Raw genomic sequence first — 22,925 nt, 5'->3', positions numbered from 1 at the left:
TACATTCGCCTATATGAAACGCTTACTCCTTTTTGCGCTGCTGCTCTCCGTTTCCGCAGCGCAGGCACAACAAACTCAGAAACCGCCGTTGCATGGCAGGAACTGGATGGCCGTTACAGGCAAACCGCTGGCTGCTACGGCAGGCGCCATGATCTTCCAGCAACACGGGAACGCCGTAGATGCCGCCTGCGCCATGCTGGCCGCTACCTGCACTATGTGGGATGTATTAAGCTGGGGAGGCGAAACCCAGGCGCTTATCTACAATCCCAAAACCGGTAAAGTGATCGCCATCAACGCATTGGGCGTAGCTCCTACCGGTGCAACACCTGAATACTATAAAAGCAAAGGATACGATTTCCCACCGGAATATGGCCCGCTGGCGGCTGTAACGCCTGGTACACCCGGCGGCTTATGTTATATGCTGGCCAACTACGGCACCATGAGCCTTAAACAAGTGCTGGCGCCGGCCATGGAAATGGCGGCTGGTTACCCGATCGACGCCCAGACTGCCAACAGCATAGAAAGAGGAAAGAAATATATCAAGGAATGGCCGTACAGCAAAGCTGTATTCCTTACCCACCCGGGCGAAAAAAGAGAGGCCCCCGAAGCAGGAGAGATCTTTGTACAGAAAGACCTGCTGGCAACACTCACCAAAATGGTAGAAGCGGAAACTGCCGCCCTGAAACAGGGCAAAAGCCGTAAAGCCGCTATCATGGCAGCTTATGACCGTTTTTACAAAGGGGATATTGCAAAAGAATTTGTGAGAGGATGCCAGGAACAGGGAGGGTTGATCACCCTGGAAGATCTTGCCCGCTGGAAACCTGTTGAAGAAGCGCCTTTGCACACCAACTATAAAGGCATTGAAGTATACAAGCTGCAGGAATGGACCCAGGGGCCTATGCTGCTGCAAAGCCTGAACATCCTGGAAAATTTTGATCTGAAGAAAATGGGGTATAACTCTAAAGAATATATCCATACCCTGTACCAGACCATGAATATGACATTTGCCGACAGGGATTTTTATTATGGCGATCCTGCTTTTAATAAGAACCCCGCCATTGCAGGCCTGTTAAATAAAGACTATGCAAAGGCCAGGGCTGCGCAGATCAATACTACCATGAACGATGCGAATACCGGCCCCGGAGATCCGTATCCGTACATCGGCAAAACCAATCCATATCTCCATTTCCTGGAGGAGCGGGCGCAGTTGGCCGATACCACTTCAGGGCGTAAGCCCGGCGGCTTTGTTCCGAAACACGACGCCACCACCCTGCTGAACACTGGTAATACAGATGCGCTTTACGCTTACCAGGGCCCCGACAGCGCTTATATGGACCGTTTGTGGAGAGGCACTACCAGCGTGGAAGCGGCAGACAAAGACGGTTGGGTGGTTTCTATCACCCCCAGCGGCGGATGGCTGCCTGCCTGCATAGCAGGAAAAACAGGAGTAGGTATGAGCCAGCGGGCGCAGAGCTTTGTGCTCGATTCGGCTATCTGCCCCTTTAACGTAATAGCTCCCGGCAAACGTCCGCGGGTTACCTTAACTCCTTCCATGGCGTTGAAAAATGGCAGACCATACCTCTGTTTTGGCGTACAGGGAGGCGATACGCAGGATCAGAACCTGCTGCAGTTCTTCCTGAACGTAGTGGAATTCGGGATGACCGTACAACAGGCGTCGGAAGCCTCCAATATCAATACCAATCAACTATGGCTTTCGTTAGGCGGCTCTACGATCAAAGACAGGGCCCCTCACCCTGGCGAGATCCTGTTGAATAAAAATACGCCTGAAGCAACCCGGAAGGCATTGGAGCAGATGGGCTACCATCTGAGTTTTGGAGAAAGAACAAGCGGGCCTATTAACGCCATCTATATCGACAGCGCCCATGGTTCGCTCTGGGGCGGAAGCAGCAACCATGGCGAAGACTATGGCATTGGCTGGTAGTTAACCGGTTAAGATATCTGAAAGGGGCGTAAGATGTATTCCTGTAAGGAAAGATCTTACGCCCCTTTTCCATTTATATTGTTTTGCCGGCAACTATTCTGTCCGGGTCCAGATCTCGTGGATCGGGTCACCTTTGGAACTTAGTCCTGAGTGATCCCAGTTATCGCCTTCCACTTTGCCTTTAAAAGACAATGATGCGCCAACGCGGGAATTGTCCCTGGAAAAGAATTCCAGTTTCTCAGTATAGGTACCGTCTTTAAAAGTATACGTACCTCCTCCTGATCCGAAGAACTCGCCGGTTTCTGTATTAATAGCAACCCATTGAAAGCGGGTGCCTGTGAGGATTTTAAGCGTTCTCCTGGCGGCCAGGGGAATGGAGTTCATCTTACCGTCCTGTTCCCGGGACGTGATACGCCAGTTGCCTGCAAGTGGTCCTTCGCCGTCGTCGATTTTTGTCCATTCCTGGGAAACGCCGCCCCCGGAGGTAGTTAAACGCCCATTGTCCATACTGACAGGCACTTTAGAGGTCTGGCCAACCTGTGACTTATCACTGGTATTGTAATACATGGTGATGGCCACTTCTCCGTTTTCGCCGCCTTTCCATGTACCGCCGTAGCTGGAAAGGAATTCTTTTTCCTTGTAATCTGTAACGGTGAACCAGGTTGGAGTGATGAGCAAAATGCTGGTTACATCGCCGTTCGTGGACTTCCATGCGCCAATGGGGGCTTGTTGGGCGGTTAATTTTCCTAACAGGGAAAAACATAACGCCAGCATTACAGATAGTGTTTTCATAACATAAGCTTTAAGGTAATAACTCGAATACAGGTTTAAGCCTCCGCCCAGCCAGCCCGGTTGGAGCAACTTTCTATGCAATGTTCTGCAAATCTTTCAAATTCTTCTTTAAATAATTCTTCATACACAACATAACCAATAAATCCAACAATTTCAGCTTCTGCGTCGCAGGTAGCCAGGGAAGGGTCCTGGTCGATCTTTTCATAATAATCTTTTCCCATGCCTACAATAAAACAGCGGCAATAGAGGAACCCGTCGTCGCTCCCGTCTGTATAGGCCTGAACCTCCTTCCTGTCGATCTGGTAAAGCTTTTGTTCCATCCAGCGATTGAACCGGGTCAGCTCTTCTTTGCTGAGGGTCAGCAAAATATCGCGGATATTATTGGTAATAGGACCATATACGCTTCCCGTCAGATCTTCGATAATAGCGGCATCATTTGTTTTCAATACCTCGTTACGCATCTTCAGCAATTCAGGAGAAGCGGCCCAGGCATCTTCAATGACCTGCCAGAACTGGTATTCATTCATAATTCAGGATTTATTGGTAACGAAGATATTTTTCAGCAACGCATCAGATATGCGTATTAAATGGTGATGGTGCCAGCGATCCTAAGCCTGTCGCGCATAGAAAATAAACTTACATAATTATTTCTTACTATACAATATAACCATCCCGGCCCGGCGATATTTTATTTTATTATTAATTTTGTCTCCCCTAAATTTACTTTTATTCACCTTAATTGTTCGAGTCTAAATTACTGGTTTTGCTGAATCAAATGCCAACAGACGAATCATTCCTGCTTCAACTTGTTGCCAAAGGCGATACCGCTGCTTACACTCAACTTTTTAACTATTACAGCCCGCAGGTCTTTGATGCGGCCTTGTTATACTTAAAAGACGAACAGGCGGCAAGGGAAATTGTCCAGGAGATCTTTTTAAAGATCTGGCTGAAGAGGGAAGAAATGTCTGGCGTTAAAAGCTTCCGCGACTACCTCTTTATCCTGACCCGTAACCGCGTATATGATGGGTTCAAGAAGCAGCTGGTCAGGCTGAAAGCTATGGACTACCATTTCAAGCATCTCCCCGATTCCCAGAACGATACAGATCACCTTTTGTTACAAAAAGAATACGCCGATATTGTTAATAAGGCTGTTGAACAGCTCCCGCCCGAAAGAAAAAAGGTTTACCTGGCCAAAAATGCCGGCTGGAGCAATGAAGAGATCTCCAACCAGCTTAACATCTCGGTCAATACAGTAAAAAAACAGATCAGCCTCGCCACAAATTCGATTCGCGCCTTCGTAAAAGCGCGTATCCAGAATGATATTCCCCTGACTATCCTGTTGCTTCTTCTCCTGAAAAGATAGGCTGGCAGCCATTCTTTAAAAAAAGTTAAATTTTTTTTAACCTGCATACTCCTTTTGGAATAGTTGCGCGTCTTTAGAACTGCCCGACTTTCTAAACGCATCAACTTATGAATGAATTACAGCAATTGCTCGAAAAATACAAACTTGGTCAGATCAGCCATGAAGAGCTGTTGCGCTTGCATTCGCTCATCGAGTCAGACGATTATGCGCCGGAGGTGAAAGCCGATATACTGAATACATTATATCAACCGCCCCCGGTAGAAAGCAAATGGAAGGAAGAATATGGAGAAGCGATCCTGGAGGAAGTTTTCAATAGCTCCCGCCGCAAGGTGTTCCCGTTTAAGGTATGGCAGATGGCAGCGGCCATGGTAGCAGGTATTGCTATTATCGGGGGAGCATTGTTACTCAGGAAATCGCCCTCCCAGCCTGCCAGGCAAGTTGCGGTTAATATTCAACCAGGATCTGATAAAGCCATGCTGGTGCTGGCCGACGGCAGAAAAATCCCGCTCGACAGCAGTGTTCAAGGGTCATTGGCGCAACAGGGGAGTACAAGTATTGTCAATACCCAGGAAGGGCTCTCCTACCAGTCAAACGGGCAGGATAACCAGGTGGTATACAATACAGTTGTTACTCCCCGGGGTGGTCAATACCAGCTCACCCTGGCAGATGGCACCAAAGTTTGGCTGAATGCCGCCAGCAGCATACGTTTCCCTACCTCCTTCGATAAAGGGGAAAGAAGCGTGGAGCTAACCGGCGAAGGCTATTTCCAGGTAGCGGCCAATGCCAGCCAGCCTTTTAAAGTGAAGGTAAAAGGCAACTCCGATATGTCGGTAGATGTACTGGGAACAAGTTTCAATATCATGGCCTACCCGGATGAACAGGGAGTGGTAACTACCCTGGAATCGGGCGCTGTACAACTGGTACACGGAAATACCAAAAGCCTGCTGGCGCCGGGCTACGGCGGTACGCTGCTGCAGGGCTCCGACAATTTCAATATTCAGAAAGCAGATCTGGAACAAGCGCTTGCCTGGAAAGATGGCAAATTCAGGTTCCGAAACACCAATATATATACAATCATGCGGCAGATCTCCAGGTGGTACAACATAGATGTGGCCTACGAAGGCGATCTGTCCGACAAACGGTTCACCGGACTTATTTCACGCAGAGAAAATGCATCATCATTATTACAGATCCTTTCAGCCACCAAGCTGATAGACATCGAGTTCAATGGAAACAAAATCCTGGTAAGGCCACACGTCCCTGCAGGTCACTAGTAAATATTAATCCACTTATGAATTAATCACTTGAATATGAACAGTATTGAAACTTAAACTTATCATCACTTGTCAAAAAAAACCGGAAGCACTGCAATGCCCCCGGTGAATGCTGGCAATTTCAATTCCCTTACTCGTTAGAAACTGATTTTTTTAAGCCAACAACACAAATGTATGGAACTACTCGGTACATGCAAAGTCCGTGGTATAAGCGGGCGTATGCACAGAAAATTATTCCTGATTATGCGATTAACTGCAATACTGACATTGGTATTCACTCTTAATCTGAGCGCTAAAACTTTTTCACAAACCGTTAGCATCAAGGGTAAAAACCTTCCGCTGTACGACGTATTCAACGCAATCAATCGTCAAACCGGTTATGAATTTATCTACGATGAAAAACTGCTGCAACAAGTCGCTCCGTTAAATCTGAATATGCACCAGGCGCAACTGACTGACGTTTTGAATGCCTGCCTGGATAAAAGATTATTTCAATATTCCTTTGTTGATAAAACCATTGTTATCAGCCCTAAAGGGATTGCCAGTTCTGCAACTGATATCCTGCAGCAGGTAAGCCCGGTGCATGGCGTGGTTAAAAGCCCGGCTGGCGAGCTGCTTCCCGGCGTATCTATACAGATCAAAGGCACCAGCAAAGGAACCATTACCGATGAGAAAGGAAACTTCTCCATCAACGCCAACCCCGGCGATGTGCTGGTCATCAGCATGGTAGGTTACGAAAGCAAACAGGTGACAGTAGGCAACGATAAGAACATCACTGTTTCCCTGGCCCCGCAAGACAGCCAGTTAGGCGCCGTTGTGGTAACAGCACTGGGTATCAAACGCTCTGAAAAGACAATTACTTATGCTACCCAGCAGGTTGATGGTTTAGAGATCACTAAAGCAAAAGATCCGAACCTTATTAACACCCTCAATGGTAAAGTAGCGGGTCTGACCATCAGCTCCAGCTCTTCCGGCGTGGGCGGATCGGCTAAAGTGATCCTGCGCGGTAATAAATCCGGCATGAACAGCAACCAGGCATTGTATGTGATCGATGGAGTTCCGATGAACAACAACCTCACCAACCAGCCTACCAGCGTTTATGGCGGTAGTACGGCTTACGACGGAGGCGACCCGATCTCCAACCTGAACCCTGAAGACATCGAAAGCATTTCAGTACTGAAAGGCGCTTCCGCCGCCGCTCTTTATGGCAGCCAGGGCGCTAACGGCGTGATCATCGTTACCACCAAATCCGGTAAAGCAGGCAAAACACTGGTTAGCCTCTCTTCCGGTTTCAACGTAAGCCAGGCGGCATATAAACCAAAATTCCAGAACAGTTACGGCCAAACGGCCCCCGGATCCACTACCAGCTGGGGCGATAAGATCAGCGGAGGAACCGACAACCTCTCTTCCTTCTTCCAGACAGGTACCAATTTCACCAACGCCATCAGCCTTTCAGCCGGTTCAGAAAAAGCACAGACCTATTTCTCTTATGCCAATACCAGCGCAAGAGGTATTGAGCCGGGAAATAAGCTGGGCAGACATAACATCAACTTCAAAGAAACAGGTCACCTCTTCAACGACAAGCTGACAGCTTCCGCTGATGTGAACTACATGACCCAGAAAATTGACAATACGCCGCTCTCCGGGTTCTATTTCAATCCACTGACTGGTCTGTACCTGTACCCGCGAGGAAAAGACCTCAGCGTATATAAGAACCAGTTCGAAGTGGCTGATCCGAGCAGGAACTACCTGATGACCCAGAACTGGGCATTTGATGAAGATGTTCAGCAAAACCCCTGGTGGATCATCAACCGTAACCCTAATTCGCTTGACCGTAACCGGTTATTGCTGAACGCCAGCCTGAAATACGATGTAAACTCATGGTTCAATGTACAGGCCCGCGGAAGCATAGACAGGATCACCGATACTTACGACCAGAAAGTTTATGCAGGTTCCCAGAATGCAGTTTCTTCCCCGAATGGCGTCTATAATTTCAGCAACAATACCGTTACACAACAATACGGTGACCTGATCGCCAACTTCAACATACCGGTAAAAGATTTCCAGATCACCGGCCTGATAGGCGGTAGCATCAGGGACATAAAAACCCAGGGCATATTCATGAACTCCGGCAAGGATGGATTATATATCCCGAACGTTTTCACCCTGCAGAACTTCCAAAAGATCAATGCCAATAATACAGGTACCAGCCCTGAAAAACACGGGCAATGGCAATCTGTTTTTGCCAGCGCGAATATCTCTTACAAAAACTGGTTATTCCTGGATCTGACAGCCCGCAACGACTGGTCTTCTGCCCTGGCGTTCACGCCAAACATGTCTTACTTCTACCCGTCTGCGGGCTTGAACGTGATACTGACCGAAGTAGCCAAGCTGCCTGATTTCATCTCGTTCGCCAAAGTACGCGGATCATACGCCGAAGTAGGAAACTCTCCGTTACCTTACCAGAGCAACCCGGCTGAGAACACCATTGGCCCCGGTGGAAACATCATCGTAAGTACCGCTATTCCATTCAAGTTATTAAAACCTGAAAAAACAAAATCGCTGGAATTCGGTACCGAATGGCGTTTCTTCCAGAGCAGGTTAAACGTGGACCTCACTTATTATAAAACCAATACCCATGGCCAGACCATGGAGATCCTGGCTCCGCAGGGAACATTGTACAACACTTATTTCATCAACGCCGGTAATATCCAGAACGAAGGTCTGGAAGCCATGGTGAGATATGATGTACTGAAAGACAAGAACCTTAGCTGGACAACAGGTCTGAACTTTGCCACTAATAAGAACACTATCGTATCATTGAGCGACCAGGTAGATCGTTTCTCCCTCAGCGGTCAGTCAGGCGCTAACTACGCTTCCCAGTTCAAAGTGGGCGGTTCGTTCGGCGACATCTATGGTACTGTACTGGCAACAGATAACCAGGGCAGAGTGCTGATAAAAGACGGAGCTCCGGTAAAACAAGGCGGAGACATGGTTTATTTAGGCAACGCCAATACAAGATGGCAGTTAGGTTGGAATAACAACTTCGCTTATAAGAACTTCACTTTCTCTTTCCTGTTAGACGGCAAGTTCGGAGGCAAGGTAGTTTCTATCACCCAGGCGATGATGGATAGCTATGGCGTATCGCAGGCTTCTGCCGATGCCCGTAATGCAGGCGGAGTAAAAGTAAACGGCGTGGATGAGAACAACAATCCTGTCAGCGTAGTGGATGCACAGAAATGGTATTCGGTGGTAGGCGGCCGCGAAGGCGTTTCTTCTGCTTACCTGTACGACGCTACCACTATCAGGTTGCGTGAAGCGGCAATCGGTTATATGTTCCCGATAAAAGACAAATTCTTTAAAACATTAAAGCTTTCACTGGCTGGCCGCAACCTCTTGTACCTGTCTAAGAAAGCGCCATTTGATCCGGAGCAAACTATGTCGACAGGCAATGGTTTAAGCGGTGTAGACATTTTCATGCCGCCTGCTACACGCAGTTATGGTTTAACACTGAATGCTTCCTTCTAATTTGTCACTGAAAACTGATTACAATGAAATTATCTAATATACTTCGTGGTTTTAGTGTCCGGGCGCTTGTCGCAACCGGTATCTTATCCGCTTCTCTAATCGCTTGTACTAAAAATTTCGAGTTGTACAACACCAACAACACAGGTGTTTCTTCAGATCAGTTAGGCCCGGATTTCAATGGGCTGGGCCTCTATCTGAAATCTGCCCAGATGGCGATCTACAACTTCTCCGGGGGCGGCGATCCGAACTCTTTCCAGTTACAGCAGAACCTGAATGCCGACTGTTACAGCGGTTATTTTATGACGGCTACCAACTTTGCCAGCGGCGTTAACAATACTAACTACGGCCTGGTAACAGGATGGAACGGTGAGCCATTCAAAGTGGGTTACCTCAGCGTGATGTCTCCTATTTTTAAACTTCGTGCAACAGGAATAGAAAAAACCTTTCCTGCCGTATGGGGCGTTGCATTGATAGTGAAAGTAGCCGGTATGAGCCGGGTTACTGATATCTATGGTCCTATCCCTTACAGCAAGGTAGGATTGAATTTAACCACCGTGCCTTACGACAGCCAGGAGCAGATATACAATCGTTTCTTCCTGGAGCTGGACACCGCAGCGCAATACCTGCGCGCGCAAATTGCAGATACCAAACCGCTGCCATTCAACTTCGGCAATTTCGACGTAGTATACAACGGCAACTTTACCCAATGGCTGAAATTCTGTAACTCGCTGCGCCTGCGCCTGGCGATGCACATCAGGAATATAGCGCCGGAAAAAGCGAAGGCAGAAGCAGAAATTGCGCTGAATCCGGCCAACGGCGGCGTGATCACTGATAACGCAGATAATATGAATGTAAAGGTTGGACAAGGATTCACCAATCCGCTGGTATTCATTTCCACTATCTGGGAAGATATACATATCAATGCCAGCCTGCAATCTTATCTCACAGGATATAATGACCCGCGTATTGCCAAATACATGAGCAAGTCAACCGACGACAAGTCAGCAGGCCAGTACCTGGGTATCCGTATCGGCAGTGCAGTATCAAAAGACAACTATGGCAAATACTCTTTCCTGAGCAAGACTGCATTCAACCTGAATTCACCGGTTCAGTTGATGACGGCAGCAGAAGTTTACTTCCTGAGAGCGGAAGCCGCGTTAAAAGGATGGGCTAATGCCGGCGGATCAGTGCAAAGTTTATACGAGCAGGGAGTGACCGCCTCCATGAATCAATGGCAGGTGCCGATAGGCGATTACCTGTCGAATAAAGACAGCGTGATGGCTGATTATAAAGATCCGCGGAATTCGGTTAACGATATCAAAAAGGTATCTACCATCACTATCAAATGGTCTGAATCGGCGGCTGAACCGGAAAAACTGGAACGTATCATCACCCAGAAATGGCTGGCAATGTTCCCTGAAGGACAGGAAGCATGGACAGAGTTCCGCAGAACAGGTTATCCTAAACTGTTCCCGGTTGTGGAGAACAAGAGCGGCGGAACTATCGATACAAAGATCCAGATCAGGAGATTGCCTTTCCCGCAAAATGAATACAGCACCAACCCGGCTACGGTGGCAGAGGGAGTGAAATTGCTTGGAAATAAAGATGAAGGAGGCACCCGCTTATGGTGGGATACCGGAATAAATAAATAGTTTAGAATAGTGAATCTTTCAAACGCCCGTTGAGTATTTACTTAACGGGCGTTTTCACATAACCTGCTTCTTGTTGCAGCGCTTCTATTCCATTAGCCAAATACACCAACGGCGCATTCCAGTTAATGGCTATTTCATTAGAGGCATAAGAAGCCGTTTGATCTGTATAAGCTCTTTCAGGATCTGTAAATTCATATTTGCATTTATCCTGCATCCCGGGGTTAGGCCCCCCTGCCACCAGGCCGGGAACCGGTTCGGCAATCCCGTCGGCTGCCGATGGCCGGTGATGAGGGAACATAGGTGTTTTGCTTCCATACCCTGTTACGAACGAATATCCCGTCGCATTTCTTCCTAAAATATAATCCAGGTTTTCCAATGCCCTGTTCACATACCGTTTGTCGCGGGTGAGGCGGTAAGCAAATAACAGCAACATCCCCTGGTGCGCTGCCACATCGTTGCTTCCCCAGGTAAAATCACGCACCGACTGCCCCATTACCGTATGAAAAGCAGAGTAAAAATCCAGGTAATGCGTGGCCAGTTTTAACACATCTTCCTGCAGGCGGGTCGACAAAGAAGATGACCGATCTTTGCGCAACATGGTATAATAGCCCAGCATAGCGACGTTGCCCCAGTTAGGCAATTGTACGGTATTGGGTAAATAGGCTTCGAATGCCCGCAGGAATGCCGCATCTCCAGTTGTGGAATAAAGCTCGGCTGCAGCCCATACCCATTCGTCATGGAAGCGGTTATCGCCATATGTACCGGTAGAGATAGCGGGGCTGTATAGCTTGTTGATGCTATCCTGGTTATAAGGTACCCCGGGATGTCCTTCGGCCCATTTCCATGCTTTCCGGGAAGCCTTCAGGCAGCTGTCGGCCAGGGCGGGTAAAAAAGGTTTCAATACCCTGGAAGCCTGCGCAGTAACGGCGGCAAAATCGAGCGCTGCTGCCGTGCTCTTTTGTACTACGTAACGGGTAGCCCTGGCTTTATCGGGCATTACCATGTTATCGAAACCGGCGTTGGTGCATTTGTGATATACGCCTCCATCGTTGGCATCCTGCATGGTCAGCATCCAGCGCAGGTTATAGATCGCTTCATTGAGCAGGTCGGGAACCTGGTTGCCGCTTTCAGGAATATTAGTAGAAAGATGGTTAAAGTATTCAGGAAAATCTTCGTAGGCCCCTAACAGTGTGCCCATGGTGATACCGGAGTTGACGATGTATTTATTGTAATCGCCGGCGTCGTACCAGCCAAGAGGAGTTGGGATTTTAGTACCGGCGGGCCTGAACTGGTCAGCAGCGTTGGGATGGATGGTCACGTCGGCATCCGGATGCCCGGCAGCACGCGCCCATTTGCCTGCATAGGCGGGCAGCAGGGGCATGGAAGCCCGCTGGTAATAGTATCCTTTCAGCACTGCAATAGCTACAGCATTCATCACAGCCGGCCTGATGTAAAAAGGATAAGAGGTAACGGCGCCCGGCACCGCGAGCCGGTAAGTACCGGTATCAGAGAACGCTGAAAAATCAATCAGCCTGGTAACCAGGTTTGAATTGGAAGAATGTTGTTCTGCTCCCAGCTTCCCTGTAAAAACGGTATCCTTTGCTTCATTTAACAGGTAAAAACTGGCAGCAGTTACAGGACCCGCTACCACAGCGAATTTAGGGGCATAAGGATAAAAGCCCGTCTGGTTTAACATAATCTCGCTCTCTGCGCTTGCTCTACTACTGGCGGTTAACAGGTAAAATAAACTAAAAGCGATGAGTCGATAAATTGACATAACTGTTTGTTTAAAGCCATCGGACAAGGTAGCGCATTTTTTCGTGGATACAGAATACCTGCGATACTATTAAAAGCAACTTTTTTATGTTATATTACGGTAACACTCATTAGATCTTTTCAGATGACACAAAACAAGAGCTTGAAGAAGACACTTACTCCGTTTATGTTGTGGGGACTTGGAGTAGGATACGTTATTTCAGGAATGTATTTTGGATGGAATCTGGGTTTGGAAAAGGGTGGTACGGGAGGTATGGCCCTTGCTACGCTGGTGATCATGATCATGTACATCACCTTTACTTTCAGTTATGCAGAACTGGCCTGCGCTATCCCCAAGGCAGGCGGCGTGTTCGATTATGCAGGCAAGGCAATGGGTCGCAACTGGGGCTTTATTGCCGGTATTGCCCAGGTAGTGGAATTCATTCTTGCCCCTCCAGCCATTGCATTTGCAATTGGCGCTTATTTCAATGCATTCATGCCACAGGTGCCTATCCTGGGCAGCGCAATCTTTATCTATCTCATTTTTACCGGACTGAATATCTATGGCGTAAAAGCCGCTGCCAGTTTTGAAGTGATCGTAACGATACTGGCCGTAGGGGAATTGCTGTTGTTTTCAGGTCTCACCCTTCCTTCCTTTAAAGCAGAGAACCTTACTCATCATGCATTACCCAACGGCTGGCAGGGGGCCTTTGCTGCTATTCCTTTTGCCATCTGGTTCTTTTTAGGGATAGAAGGAATTGCCAATGTGGCGGAAGAAACAAAGAACCCGCAGAAAGACATCAGCAAAGGATTTGGATGGGCCATATTTACGCTGGCCATATTATGTATACTGATCTTTGTATCGGCAACCGGGATAGCCGGATGGGAGACCATCGTATACAAGAACGGAAGCAGCGGCGAAACTTCCGACTCTCCCCTCCCACTGGCCCTGGCCAGGGTAACAGGGCCGGATCATCCTATGTATCACCTGTTGATCACTGTTGGCCTGTTCGGGCTTGTTGCATCCTTCCACGGACTTATACTGGCCGCCGGCAGATCTACCTATGAAATGGGAAGGGTACAAAACCTGCCCGCTGTTTTAGGCAGGATCTCTCCCCGCTTTCATACGCCGGCCAACGCTTTGGCCGCCAACATGGTTATAGGCATCCTGGCGCTGTTGTCCGGGAAAACTGCGGAGATCATCATCCTGTCTGTTTTCGGGGCGCTCACGTTGTACATATTTTCCATGATCTCGTTGTTGTTGTTAAGAAAGAAAGAACCCGGCCTGCACCGTCCTTTCAGGGTGGCGCTATACCCGCTTTTCCCCCTGTTGGCACTCGGTATCGCGATCATTTCCATTGTGGCGATGTTTATCTTCAATCTTTACTTAGGCATCATTTATTTCTCCATACTACTAATCAGTTTTCTATTATATCTCATTATTAAACCTGGCCAAGTATGAATCATCCTGATATTTTATCGTATGTTCAGCATCACCCTGCCGGGAAGGTGAAAATTGCGATCGCAGATATTGATGGCGTATTGAGAGGAAAATATATCTCTGCAGAAAAATTCAGGTCGGTAGTTCAGGGCCGGCTTGGGTTCTGTGATGTTACGCTGGGTTGGGATGTGGGAGATGTGGTATATGACAATGTAGATTTCACCGGCTGGCATACCGGCTACCCTGATGCATTGGTACGGATCGACCTCAACACTTTCCGCAAGATCCCCTGGGAAAACGACCTGCCGTTCTTTCTGGGAGAATTTGTAACAGAGAAAGACGAACCTGTTCATGCCTGTCCGCGGCAGCTCCTCAAGAAAGTGATTGCCGAGGCAACAGACAGCGGGTATACGCCTTATTTTTCACAGGAGTTCGAATGGTTCAATTTCACTGAAACGCCGGATTCTGCACAGCAGAAAAACTACAGGGACCTTGCTCCCATTACTCCCGGGATGTTTGGATATTCCATTCTTCGCAGCGCGTTAAAAAATGAGTTTATGAGCAACCTGTTCGAATGGCTGGTAAAATTTGATATACCGGTAGAAGGGTTGCATACAGAAACAGGTCCGGGCGTGTATGAAGCGGCGATCAAATACGCGGGTATATTGCAGGCGGCCGACCAGGCGCTCCTGTTTAAAACGGCGGTAAAGGAGATTGCTTATAAACATGGCATCATGGCCACTTTCATGGCTAAGATAAGCGAAAATCTCCCGGGTTGCAGCGGCCATGTACACCAGAGTTTATGGGATAAAAATTCAGAACATAACCTGTTCTATTCGGCTGACGATCCGCATACAATGAGCGAAGTAATGAGAAGCTATATAGCAGGTCAGTTATATTGTCTTCCTCATATCCTGCCTATGATCGCGCCTACCGTCAATAGTTATAAACGACTGGTAGAAGGAGCCTGGGCGCCTACTAACCTCACCTGGGGGATAGACAACCGCACAGTTGCCCTCCGCTCGTTGCCCTGCGGCAGCAAAGCTACCCGCCTGGAAACAAGGGTTGTGGGCTCGGATACCAATCCTTATCTTGCTATGGCAGCCTGCCTGGCAGCGGGATTATATGGAGTGAAGAATAAAATGCCACTCGATAAAGCACATACAATAGGAAACGGCTATAAAGACACTTCCAACGGCGTGTTGCCGCAAACCTTGCAAGCCGCCACGCAGCAAATGAAAACATCCGGCCTGGCCAAAGAGCTTTTCGGAGAAGCATTTGTGACGCACTTCACTCAAACAAGAGAATGGGAATGGCGACAGTATGCAAAAGCAGTAACCGATTGGGAACTTAAAAGATATTTTGAAATCATCTGATCTATGGTATTCCAGTATAATTTTCCGACCACTATCCGTTTTGGCGTTGGCGCCATTAACGAGTTACCGGCTTATCTGCAACAGAAGGGACTGCAAAAACCGCTGATAGTGACAGACCCTACAGTAGCTACCCTTCCTTTCTTTAAAGCCATCGTTGATGACCTGGAGAAGAAAAATATTTCTGTAGCCGTGTTTTCAGACATTCACAAAAATCCTGTTAAAAGCGATGTATACAAAGGATGTGAACAATGGGATGATACCGGCCGTGACAGTATCATTGGCATAGGCGGCGGCGCGGCGATAGATGTGGCCAGGGCCATTGCCTTACGGGTAAACCACAGGGAAGATCTCTTCAAATACGACGACCTGGTAGGCGGCGATGTTTATGTAACCAATGATGTACCTCCATTCATTACCGTTCCTACAACCTCAGGTACAGGCAGTGAAGTTGGACGAAGCGCTATTATTGCCGACGATGTCACTCATCAGAAGAAAATATTATTCTCTCCCAAACTGATGGCCAGCATCGTGTTTGCTGATCCGATGCTCACCATGGAACTTCCTCCTTTTATTACGGCGGCTACAGGCATGGATGCACTGACCCACAACATGGAAGCATTCCTGGCCAAGAATCCTCACCCGCTTTGCGATGGTATTGCGCTGGAAGGCATGTCGCTGATCAAAGATGCGATCGTGGAAGCTACGAACCAGCCAACCATCGAAAGCCGCAGCAAAATGCTGATGGCTTCCATGATGGGGGCCATAGCATTCCAGAAAGGCCTGGGAGTGGTGCATTCACTGGCGCATCCGTTATCGTCCCTGCTCGACACCCATCACGGTTTAGCCAATGCCGTTAATATTCCTTACGGCATGCAGTTTAATATAGAAGGGTTTGAAGACAAATTCAGGAGAATAGCCAGAACGCTGGAACTGAAAGAAGAAACGGGAGAAGCAGTGGTACAGTATTTATTTGACCTGAACAGCAAGATCGGTATTCCTCACAGGTTAAAAGACATCGGCGTACAGCCGGAACACCTGGATACGCTGGCAGACCTGGCATATGCAGATTTCGCTCACCCCAACAACCCCAAACCGGTGAGCAGGGACCATTTCCGGGCACTGTATGAAACCGCTTTATAACAGTATAAGACCATGAAAAAGAAAATCGGCATCAGTTATACAGAAGCCAATTTCCAGAATTATGAACAATGGTTCACCGCCCAGGACCTGGGAGATGACCTGGAAATAATCATTCTTTCATTTATAAAGAATAATACGGAAGATATCAGCAAATGTGAAGGGTTTGTTCTAACAGGCGGCATAGATGTGCAGCCATCCCTTTATGGAGGCGACATGGAGTATGCATATCGTCCTACTGCTTTTCTACCGGAGAGGGACCAGTTTGAAAAGCTCATCTATGAATATGCAAAATCACATCGCCTGCCGGTACTGGGCATTTGCCGGGGACTTCAATATATCAATATCCTGGAAGGAGGAAAAGTCTTTGAAGATATAGGCGAACTATCTAACGGCATTCATAAAAGGGCCACCGTTGATAAAGAACACCGGATCACTATAGTACCTGATACGCTTTTACATAGTATTACTGAAGTGGATCGGGGAATCGTGAACAGCGCGCATCACCAGGCTATCAGGCCCGACATGCTGGGAGACAATATCATGATCAGCGCCTATTCCGATACCGATGGCATCATTGAAGGGATCGAGTATAAGGATAAAACCAACAAAGCCTTTATGCTGGCCGTACAATGGCACCCCGAGCGGATGAAAAGGAAAGAGGAAAGTCCTTTCTCCCGTAATATCAAATCAGCATTTATTAACGCAGTCAGAACCCATAAGTATGCAGATCTTTAACCCAGCTACCGGAGGATATATTAAAACAATAGGCGAAGACAGGTTCATTGACCTGCAGGCAGAGTATGACGTGATCGTGGCGCAACACCAGCAATGGAAGGCCACCCCGCTTTCTGAACGTATTGCATTGATGCAGAAGTTCGGAGAGCAGATGGAAAAACGGAAAGACAAGATCGCCGCCGTGCTTACAGAAGAAATAGGCAAGCCAACCTGGCAATCGTACAACGAGATCAACGGCGCTATCGGTCGCGTTAAATGGCTGACCGATAATGCAGAGAAATACCTGTCAGACGAGCTTATCACACATTCCGATACCCTTTATGAAAAGATCACGTATGAGCCTATAGGCGTAGTATGCGTGATCTCGGCCTGGAACTACCCTTATCTTGTTGGGGTGAATGCGTTTGTCACTGCGTTGCTGGCAGGCAACTCCGTGCTTTACAAGCCGTCGGAATACGCCTTGTTAACGGGTATGGAGATTGACAGGTTAATGTATTATGCGGGTGTGGGCAATCATGGGTTCAGGTTAATATTGGGAGGCAGGGCAACCGGCGAGAAAATGACGGAGTTGCCATTTGACGGTTACTGTTTCACCGGCTCTTATAAAACGGGTAAAGCGGTATTGAAAAAAGTGACGGAGAGAATGGCGCCTTGCCAACTGGAACTTGGCGGCAAAGACCCGGTATATGTGATGGATGATATAGACGATATCCCGAAAGTGGCGGCGGCTGTGGCGGATGGCGCGTTTTATAATAATGGGCAGAGTTGCTGCGCTGTAGAGAGGGTGTATGTGCATGAAAATATCTATGATGCGTTCCTGGAATCGTTCCTGGCTACTGTGAAATCATGGAAGCTGGGTTACCCGACGGAGGAAGGCGTTTATTTTGGCGCTATCACGCGGCGAAGCCAATTGCAGGTACTGCAATCGCAGGTCGAGGATGCGCTCAGCAAAGGCGCTACGCTGCGCCTGGGAGGCAAGATCATTTCGCATACCGGTAATTATTTTGAACCTACAGTGCTTACAGAGGTGAATCACCGAATGGCGGTAATGACGGAAGAGAGCTTCGGTCCTGTCATTGGCATTATGAAAGTGAAAGACGACAATGAAGCCTCCCAGTTAATGGCGGATACCGAATATGGTCTGACGGCGGGCGTATACAGCAAATCAAAGGAACGTGCAGAAAAGGTTCTGTCGCGTATTAACAGCGGCACCAGTTACTGGAACTGCTGCGACCGGCTAACGCCGGGGCTTCCGTGGAGTGGCAGGAAACATTCAGGTTATGGCGGTGCAACGCTTTCGCACCTGGGATTCCGGACTTTTACGCGGCCCAGGGCGTGGCAGATGAAGTCGCCGGAGGCGTAATGGGTTGGTGTGGCGCTAACGATGTAATGCTTCAATGAAACTACAGGCATGTTTGTATACTAAACCCGGCAAGTTAATCATCAATGCCGCAGTAAACACAGTTGTTTCAATGAAAACTACACGCATGTTGACATGAGAAGCTGGTAGACAATTCATCAACACATAGCAAACACAATCGCTTTGACGAAACTGCCCGCATGTTTGCATGAGAAGCCTGGCGGACCAACCTATTCACGCCAGGGCAATAACACCGCAAAGCTTTAACGAAACAGGAACACCTGTTTGGCGATTACGCTTTACAATCTTTCCACTTCACTCAACTTGATCTTGAGTACCTGTTTGCCGTTGGAAAGGCTCAGCATGAGTTCACCATATTCTAAGAAAAGCTGCGCATCCACCGGGGCGTCTTTCGACCTCCATTTAATATTGCTATTCTTGACCTTACTCTTAAGGATATTAGCGGGTTCCCATTCACGGGTAGCCAGTTTATCGCTATATGCCCTGTAACCGGCCGGTTGGCTGGCAGCGATCCTCATTCTCTTGATATCTCCTTCCTGCCCTATGTAGTAAATATGCCGGCGTGGATCGGACGCGAGGTGCAGGTAATGTTTTTCGGCAGGCTGCAGCTCCTTGTAGGCGCTAAATAAAAAGGCTTCTTTTAATGTCCCGTCAAAATGATCGAGACCCCTGGGATAACTTTGTCGCACAAAATATTTATGCCCATGCAGCAGCAATGCATCCAACAAGTCTTCGGATAAAATAGCGAGGGGGTTATGCATAACAATACTAAATTAATTAGCAAAACAATTTATTAAAAAGCCCCCAAGAAACGCCAAATGCAGAAATAGCGAGCCTCAGAGGCTTTTATAATATGTCTGCGACAAAAATACTAATTATTTTAGTATTAAAAAATTTTAGGCAAAATAACTTTTGATCGCACTTCCAATCTTCAGCAATTTCTCAGGAGGATTTGAAATATCCCTGGGTTTTATTTCCCCATCGTCAGATACACAATATACTGTATCGGCATCGCAGGCTTTTACTATGTAAAGCTGTTGGAGATTGGACTGCTGTGTTTGAATGGTATAATCCTTACCTTCTACTGTTACGATGATTTCCTGCATAACTGAAATATTTTGTAGGTTAACTATATAGTAAACTCGCTGCCAGTCTGCTTATCCAATCATTTTTTACTATGCTTTTTCCCTGTTAACAAGTTAATCAAAAAATGCCAGTTTTGGAATAGGGAAATTCGAATTTTAATGGCAAGACAGGTAGGTTATTGATTTTCAGGCGGTCGGCTAGCCAGGGTGTGTAAAAAAATGTTGACTAACTGACTATGCGAAAATGAAGGCACAAATATTTAAAAATAAATAGGGTGTTCCTTGAACACCCCATTTATTTACAGCTGCTTGTTCAGCTTAAATGTTCTATCTGATATCTGAGAAACCGCCGGATAAGTCCAGTCATTCACCGGTATCCCCAATTGCTGCGGCGTCTTATACATGAAGCTGCTGCTTCTTCCCATTATCCTGACAGTGCCGTCGCCGCCTATTTCAACCCTTGCCCATAACGGATCACGGTAATAAGACATATACTTCAGTAAAGGATATTGTTTGTGCAGGGCTGGTCCAAATGGTTCATCAACATACTTAGTTCCTCTCCAATAATAGGTAGCGCTGTTGATCTGAACATGATGCACCCCGTTTATAACATTGTAGTAATCCTGGTGAAAATGACCCGAAAATGCCATCTGTACTTTGCGGAAGCCGCTCTTCCTGTTGGCATGTTCTATCAATAACCTCACTTGTGCAGCATTATCTACGCCTCCGTCATTATCAAATCCCTGGTGACAAAATATAATAACAGGCAACCCGGTTTTATCAAGATCCGCCGCCAGCCATTGCATTTGTTCCTCCCCGATATAATGCTCATACTTTAGTTTAGGCTGATGAGCCGGGTTATGATCATTCCCATCCAACACAACAAAATGATATCCTTTCAAATCGAAGGAGTAATAGCTGTTAGGCATTTTCCAGTACCTGGCCGCATCTGCAGGCGTAAAACCTGCATCGGTTTCATGGTTGCCAACTACATGATAAGCAGGGCCGGCAAACCGGTTCCAGATATCCATGATTACATCATTCTCCTTTTTAGGTTGACAAAAATCTCCCAGTTGAATGATCATATCAGGCTTCCATTTCTGCATATCGCTGATAAAAGCCTCCAGCCTGGCCGGTGCATCAAAGCTAAAATCCTGATGCAGGTCGCTGATAATGCCGAATCGTATAGGCGTAAAGGTACTTTTCCTGTTGCTTGCATGGCCAACAGCGCTTGAAAGCTGTGGCGCATTAAGCGCTGCCAATAACGACACGGAAGTGTTCCTGATAAAATTCCTTCTTTTCATGGTTTATTTATTTTACATCGTTTAACTTTCTGATCCATAACTGGGGCGCCAGCTGGCCCGCTCCATTGGTACGCAAATAAAAGTTGCCGGTGAATGTTCCGCTTGCAGGCAGCAAATTATTTGCAAAGCTGGCATTTGGCTCTGTATGCAATATAATAGTATCAGAACCGCTTACCAGGTAATGATCGCCCCTATATGCAGCATTATCGCCAGGTTTCACTTTTACATTTCCTTTAATGGTTACAAGCGAGCAATCGAAGTCGGTTCCGTTGTTTTTCAGTACAGGCAGGGCATTCGTATTTGCTTTGGCGCCTTTATTCTTCGCCAGTACCTGTATTGAATCGGCTTTCACATCCTTTATAGCTAATGTGCCATTGTCTCTTGTTATGGTATGCCCCGTTACATTTACTTTAATAGAATCTCCCAGCTGGAAAGATTTCGCATCATCAACCAATAATACAATGGCCCTGTCGGCAAATTGTACAGTTACGTAATTCGACGGCGTATTGCCGTTGCTGTGATCATTTGTTACCACTCCCCAGATGAGGCTGGGAGGCAGCTGCGCATCAGCGCCTTTATATTGGTATCGTACTTCCCACAAAGAATAAGGATCAGCAGTATACGTATCCTTTTTGCAGGATGCAACTAATATGAACAGGCAAATAAGTATATAAATATTGCGGAGCATAAATTGCTGTTTAATTGAATACTGAATTATCGTTGTTGCCACCAGACTTTTGTATTGATATCGTCTTTTCCTATCCGTTTTACCACATCCAGGTAATTGGCCCTGTTAAAAGTAAGTTCCGTATTAGGGTAACACAACCTCGAAGGCATCACCCCATCGTTATACATTTCCTCGCCTTTATTGAGTACCGGGAAGCCTGTGCGGCGGTATTCAAACCACTGCTCGAAGCCATTCTCGAACAGCGCAAAATACTTCTGCGTAATAATCTGTTCCATTGTCCCGTTATAAGCAACTTTCGGATGCGACAGGAAAGCGTCAGGAATGCTTGTAACTCCCCAGTAGCTGCAGGAAGCGGCAATGCCATTGTTGTAATGCTTCTTCGCATCATCGGCCATATAGCCATTCAGACAAGCTTCGGCCAGGAGGAATTCCTGCTCGGCATATTGCAGGATGCTGCCGAGGTAGCTCGATGTTTTAAGCCCCAACTGGTAAGTTGAGAATACGGTACCCGATATGGCGTCTTGCTGCGATAATGGAAATCCTGTTGGTATACCGCTGTAAGTACTGCCGGTTTTTGTTGCCCAAACCGGCAACCTCGGGTCCTGCACTTCTTTGAGGTAGTCTATAAAGAACTTGGCATAGTTGTCGCTTCCGTTGAAATCGAAATCCCTGGTGCTGTAATATGGATTCTGGAAAGGAATTATGTTGGTATAGTACAGGGAAGCGCCGTCAGATACGCTGTTCATGAGCGGGTACTTTCCCGGATCTGCCAGCATGGCTTTCAGCTGATCGGCATACACGGTCGATTTATGCGCGATACGCATCAGCAAACGAAGATGCAAAGCATTGGTGAACTTCTTCCACTTCAGCACATTTGCTACATTCTGGTTGGCATTGAATAACAGGTCTTCCCCACTCAATACTTTATTGACATTATATAATGTGTTGGCCCTTTCAAGATATACAAGCAATGAATCATAAACCTGCTGCTGGGTATCAAATACCGGCGTGGTGTTCTGTTCTGCGCCCAGCAATGCATTACTGAAAGGAATATCACCATGGGTATCGGTCAGTATTGATCCTGCCCATGCTTTAAGGGTATAGGCAATCGCTTCATAATTTACATCATTTCTTTTCTGCGCCAGGTCCAGCATCGTCTCAATGTTGCGAAGCTGTTTGTATAAAGGATTCCAGAATACTGTAAATACAGAGGGCAGTATACGGTACCGGTCTGGCCCGTTGCCATTGTTCTTCGTTGCAGCTACCTGCATCAGTTGGTTATTGGTAGTATGGCCTGCACGTATAACCGTTGTTGTTAGGGTGTATAAAGTATTTGACAGGAAGGATGAAGGTTGTGCGCCATTAACAGCCTCCGGATCAATCCTGTAATCATCAAGGCTTTTAAGACAAGCTGTTGTGCAAGCAACTATTAATATCAGGATGAAGTATATTCTTCTCATAACTAATTT

General features: G+C 47.2%; 18 protein-coding genes. 10 read left to right on the top strand and 8 right to left on the bottom strand.

Annotated elements, in window-relative coordinates; all coding sequences use genetic code 11:
- Nucleotides 1-13 precede the first annotated feature (13 nt).
- Nucleotides 14-1,942, top strand: coding sequence for a gamma-glutamyltransferase family protein (locus tag BLV62_RS23725; RefSeq protein ID WP_089764934.1), 1,929 nt, complete (start codon nt 14-16; stop codon nt 1,940-1,942).
- Between the two features lie 93 nt (nt 1,943-2,035).
- Here BLV62_RS23725 and BLV62_RS23720 read toward each other — a convergent pair whose 3' ends face one another.
- Both BLV62_RS23720 and BLV62_RS23715 read right to left on the bottom strand, forming a co-directional pair.
- Entirely contained in the window at nt 2,036-2,734 is a 699-nt protein-coding gene (locus tag BLV62_RS23720; RefSeq protein WP_139170374.1) for a membrane or secreted protein, read from the bottom strand.
- A gap of 35 nt (nt 2,735-2,769) precedes the next feature.
- On the bottom strand, nt 2,770-3,261 hold the full coding sequence (locus BLV62_RS23715; protein ID WP_089764931.1) for a DUF4240 domain-containing protein: 492 nt from the start codon (nt 3,259-3,261) through the stop codon (nt 2,770-2,772).
- Between the two features lie 236 nt (nt 3,262-3,497).
- On the opposite strand from BLV62_RS23715, the gene BLV62_RS23710 reads away from it, so the two are divergent.
- The 4 genes from BLV62_RS23710 (at nt 3,498) to BLV62_RS23695 (ending at nt 10,551) form a co-directional block, all read left to right on the top strand.
- Nucleotides 3,498-4,097 (top strand): RNA polymerase sigma factor, encoded by a 600-nt coding sequence (locus BLV62_RS23710; RefSeq protein WP_139170373.1) that lies wholly within the window; start codon nt 3,498-3,500, stop codon nt 4,095-4,097.
- Nucleotides 4,098-4,204: 107 nt separating this feature from the next.
- Nucleotides 4,205-5,371, top strand: a complete 1,167-nt coding sequence (locus BLV62_RS23705) for a FecR domain-containing protein (RefSeq protein ID WP_089764928.1) — start codon at nt 4,205-4,207, stop codon at nt 5,369-5,371.
- Between the two features lie 243 nt (nt 5,372-5,614).
- Nucleotides 5,615-8,899 carry a SusC/RagA family TonB-linked outer membrane protein gene (locus BLV62_RS23700; protein ID WP_089764962.1) on the top strand — a complete coding sequence of 1,095 codons (3,285 nt, stop codon included), beginning with the start codon at nt 5,615-5,617 and terminating at the stop codon, nt 8,897-8,899.
- A 23-nt stretch (nt 8,900-8,922) separates the two neighbouring features.
- Complete coding sequence (locus BLV62_RS23695) at nt 8,923-10,551, top strand: RagB/SusD family nutrient uptake outer membrane protein (protein ID WP_089764926.1); 1,629 nt, start codon at nt 8,923-8,925, stop codon at nt 10,549-10,551.
- A gap of 37 nt (nt 10,552-10,588) precedes the next feature.
- Here the strand turns inward: BLV62_RS23695 and BLV62_RS23690 are convergent, their stop codons facing one another.
- Nucleotides 10,589-12,328 (bottom strand): glycoside hydrolase family 9 protein, encoded by a 1,740-nt coding sequence (locus BLV62_RS23690; RefSeq protein ID WP_089764924.1) that lies wholly within the window; start codon nt 12,326-12,328, stop codon nt 10,589-10,591.
- A gap of 141 nt (nt 12,329-12,469) precedes the next feature.
- Here BLV62_RS23690 and eat point away from each other — a divergent pair, with 141 nt between their 5' ends.
- Genes eat through BLV62_RS23665 form a run of 5 tightly spaced genes read left to right on the top strand, consistent with a single transcriptional unit; the run spans nt 12,470 to nt 18,361 of the window.
- Nucleotides 12,470-13,768, top strand: coding sequence for an ethanolamine permease (gene eat, locus BLV62_RS23685; RefSeq protein ID WP_258522448.1), 1,299 nt, complete (start codon nt 12,470-12,472; stop codon nt 13,766-13,768).
- Complete coding sequence (locus BLV62_RS23680) at nt 13,765-15,123, top strand: glutamine synthetase family protein (protein ID WP_089764921.1); 1,359 nt, start codon at nt 13,765-13,767, stop codon at nt 15,121-15,123. The genes eat and BLV62_RS23680 overlap by 4 nt, the downstream gene beginning before the upstream one ends.
- A 3-nt stretch (nt 15,124-15,126) precedes the next feature.
- Nucleotides 15,127-16,263, top strand: coding sequence for an iron-containing alcohol dehydrogenase (locus tag BLV62_RS23675; protein ID WP_089764920.1), 1,137 nt, complete (start codon nt 15,127-15,129; stop codon nt 16,261-16,263).
- 12 nt (nt 16,264-16,275) lie between these two features.
- A complete protein-coding gene (locus tag BLV62_RS23670) occupies nt 16,276-16,998 on the top strand; it encodes a gamma-glutamyl-gamma-aminobutyrate hydrolase family protein (RefSeq protein WP_089764918.1) in 723 nt (240 codons plus the stop codon).
- The gene (locus tag BLV62_RS23665) at nt 16,985-18,361 is read left to right on the top strand and encodes an aldehyde dehydrogenase family protein (RefSeq protein WP_089764916.1); all 1,377 of its coding nucleotides are present in this window, start codon (nt 16,985-16,987) and stop codon (nt 18,359-18,361) included. The genes BLV62_RS23670 and BLV62_RS23665 overlap by 14 nt, the downstream gene beginning before the upstream one ends.
- Nucleotides 18,362-18,657: 296 nt before the next feature.
- On the opposite strand, the gene BLV62_RS23660 is transcribed toward BLV62_RS23665, so the two are convergent.
- The 5 genes from BLV62_RS23660 to BLV62_RS23640 form a co-directional block, all read right to left on the bottom strand.
- Complete coding sequence (locus BLV62_RS23660) at nt 18,658-19,140, bottom strand: hypothetical protein (protein ID WP_089764914.1); 483 nt, start codon at nt 19,138-19,140, stop codon at nt 18,658-18,660.
- A 135-nt stretch (nt 19,141-19,275) separates the two neighbouring features.
- Nucleotides 19,276-19,485, bottom strand: a complete 210-nt coding sequence (locus tag BLV62_RS23655) for a hypothetical protein (protein ID WP_089764913.1) — start codon at nt 19,483-19,485, stop codon at nt 19,276-19,278.
- Nucleotides 19,486-19,763: 278 nt separating this feature from the next.
- On the bottom strand, nt 19,764-20,768 hold the full coding sequence (locus BLV62_RS23650; protein ID WP_089764911.1) for a metallophosphoesterase family protein: 1,005 nt from the start codon (nt 20,766-20,768) through the stop codon (nt 19,764-19,766).
- A gap of 7 nt (nt 20,769-20,775) precedes the next feature.
- Complete coding sequence (locus BLV62_RS23645) at nt 20,776-21,456, bottom strand: DUF5689 domain-containing protein (protein ID WP_089764909.1); 681 nt, start codon at nt 21,454-21,456, stop codon at nt 20,776-20,778.
- Nucleotides 21,457-21,482: 26 nt separating this feature from the next.
- Nucleotides 21,483-22,916 (bottom strand): SusD/RagB family nutrient-binding outer membrane lipoprotein, encoded by a 1,434-nt coding sequence (locus BLV62_RS23640; protein WP_089764908.1) that lies wholly within the window; start codon nt 22,914-22,916, stop codon nt 21,483-21,485.
- Nucleotides 22,917-22,925: the final 9 nt, after the last annotated feature.

The organism is Chitinophaga terrae (ex Kim and Jung 2007), assembly GCF_900107795.1.
Lineage (GTDB): Bacteria > Bacteroidota > Bacteroidia > Chitinophagales > Chitinophagaceae > Chitinophaga > Chitinophaga terrae.
The sequence above is the reverse complement of the archived record's forward strand: the minus strand, read 5'-3'. Positions and strand labels throughout refer to the sequence as shown.

Coding starts and splice junctions, on each gene's coding strand:
- BLV62_RS23670 (WP_089764918.1), top strand. CDS start 16,276: ATGAAAAAGAAAATCGGCATCAGTTATACAGAAGCCAATTTCCAGAAT.
- BLV62_RS23640 (WP_089764908.1), bottom strand. CDS start 22,916: ATGAGAAGAATATACTTCATCCTGATATTAATAGTTGCTTGCACAACA.
- BLV62_RS23680 (WP_089764921.1), top strand. CDS start 13,765: ATGAATCATCCTGATATTTTATCGTATGTTCAGCATCACCCTGCCGGG.
- BLV62_RS23695 (WP_089764926.1), top strand. CDS start 8,923: ATGAAATTATCTAATATACTTCGTGGTTTTAGTGTCCGGGCGCTTGTC.
- BLV62_RS23700 (WP_089764962.1), top strand. CDS start 5,615: ATGCGATTAACTGCAATACTGACATTGGTATTCACTCTTAATCTGAGC.
- BLV62_RS23665 (WP_089764916.1), top strand. CDS start 16,985: ATGCAGATCTTTAACCCAGCTACCGGAGGATATATTAAAACAATAGGC.
- BLV62_RS23645 (WP_089764909.1), bottom strand. CDS start 21,456: ATGCTCCGCAATATTTATATACTTATTTGCCTGTTCATATTAGTTGCA.
- BLV62_RS23655 (WP_089764913.1), bottom strand. CDS start 19,485: ATGCAGGAAATCATCGTAACAGTAGAAGGTAAGGATTATACCATTCAA.
- BLV62_RS23650 (WP_089764911.1), bottom strand. CDS start 20,768: ATGAAAAGAAGGAATTTTATCAGGAACACTTCCGTGTCGTTATTGGCA.
- BLV62_RS23725 (WP_089764934.1), top strand. CDS start 14: ATGAAACGCTTACTCCTTTTTGCGCTGCTGCTCTCCGTTTCCGCAGCG.
- BLV62_RS23720 (WP_139170374.1), bottom strand. CDS start 2,734: ATGAAAACACTATCTGTAATGCTGGCGTTATGTTTTTCCCTGTTAGGA.
- BLV62_RS23715 (WP_089764931.1), bottom strand. CDS start 3,261: ATGAATGAATACCAGTTCTGGCAGGTCATTGAAGATGCCTGGGCCGCT.
- BLV62_RS23660 (WP_089764914.1), bottom strand. CDS start 19,140: ATGCATAACCCCCTCGCTATTTTATCCGAAGACTTGTTGGATGCATTG.
- BLV62_RS23675 (WP_089764920.1), top strand. CDS start 15,127: ATGGTATTCCAGTATAATTTTCCGACCACTATCCGTTTTGGCGTTGGC.
- BLV62_RS23705 (WP_089764928.1), top strand. CDS start 4,205: ATGAATGAATTACAGCAATTGCTCGAAAAATACAAACTTGGTCAGATC.
- BLV62_RS23690 (WP_089764924.1), bottom strand. CDS start 12,328: ATGTCAATTTATCGACTCATCGCTTTTAGTTTATTTTACCTGTTAACC.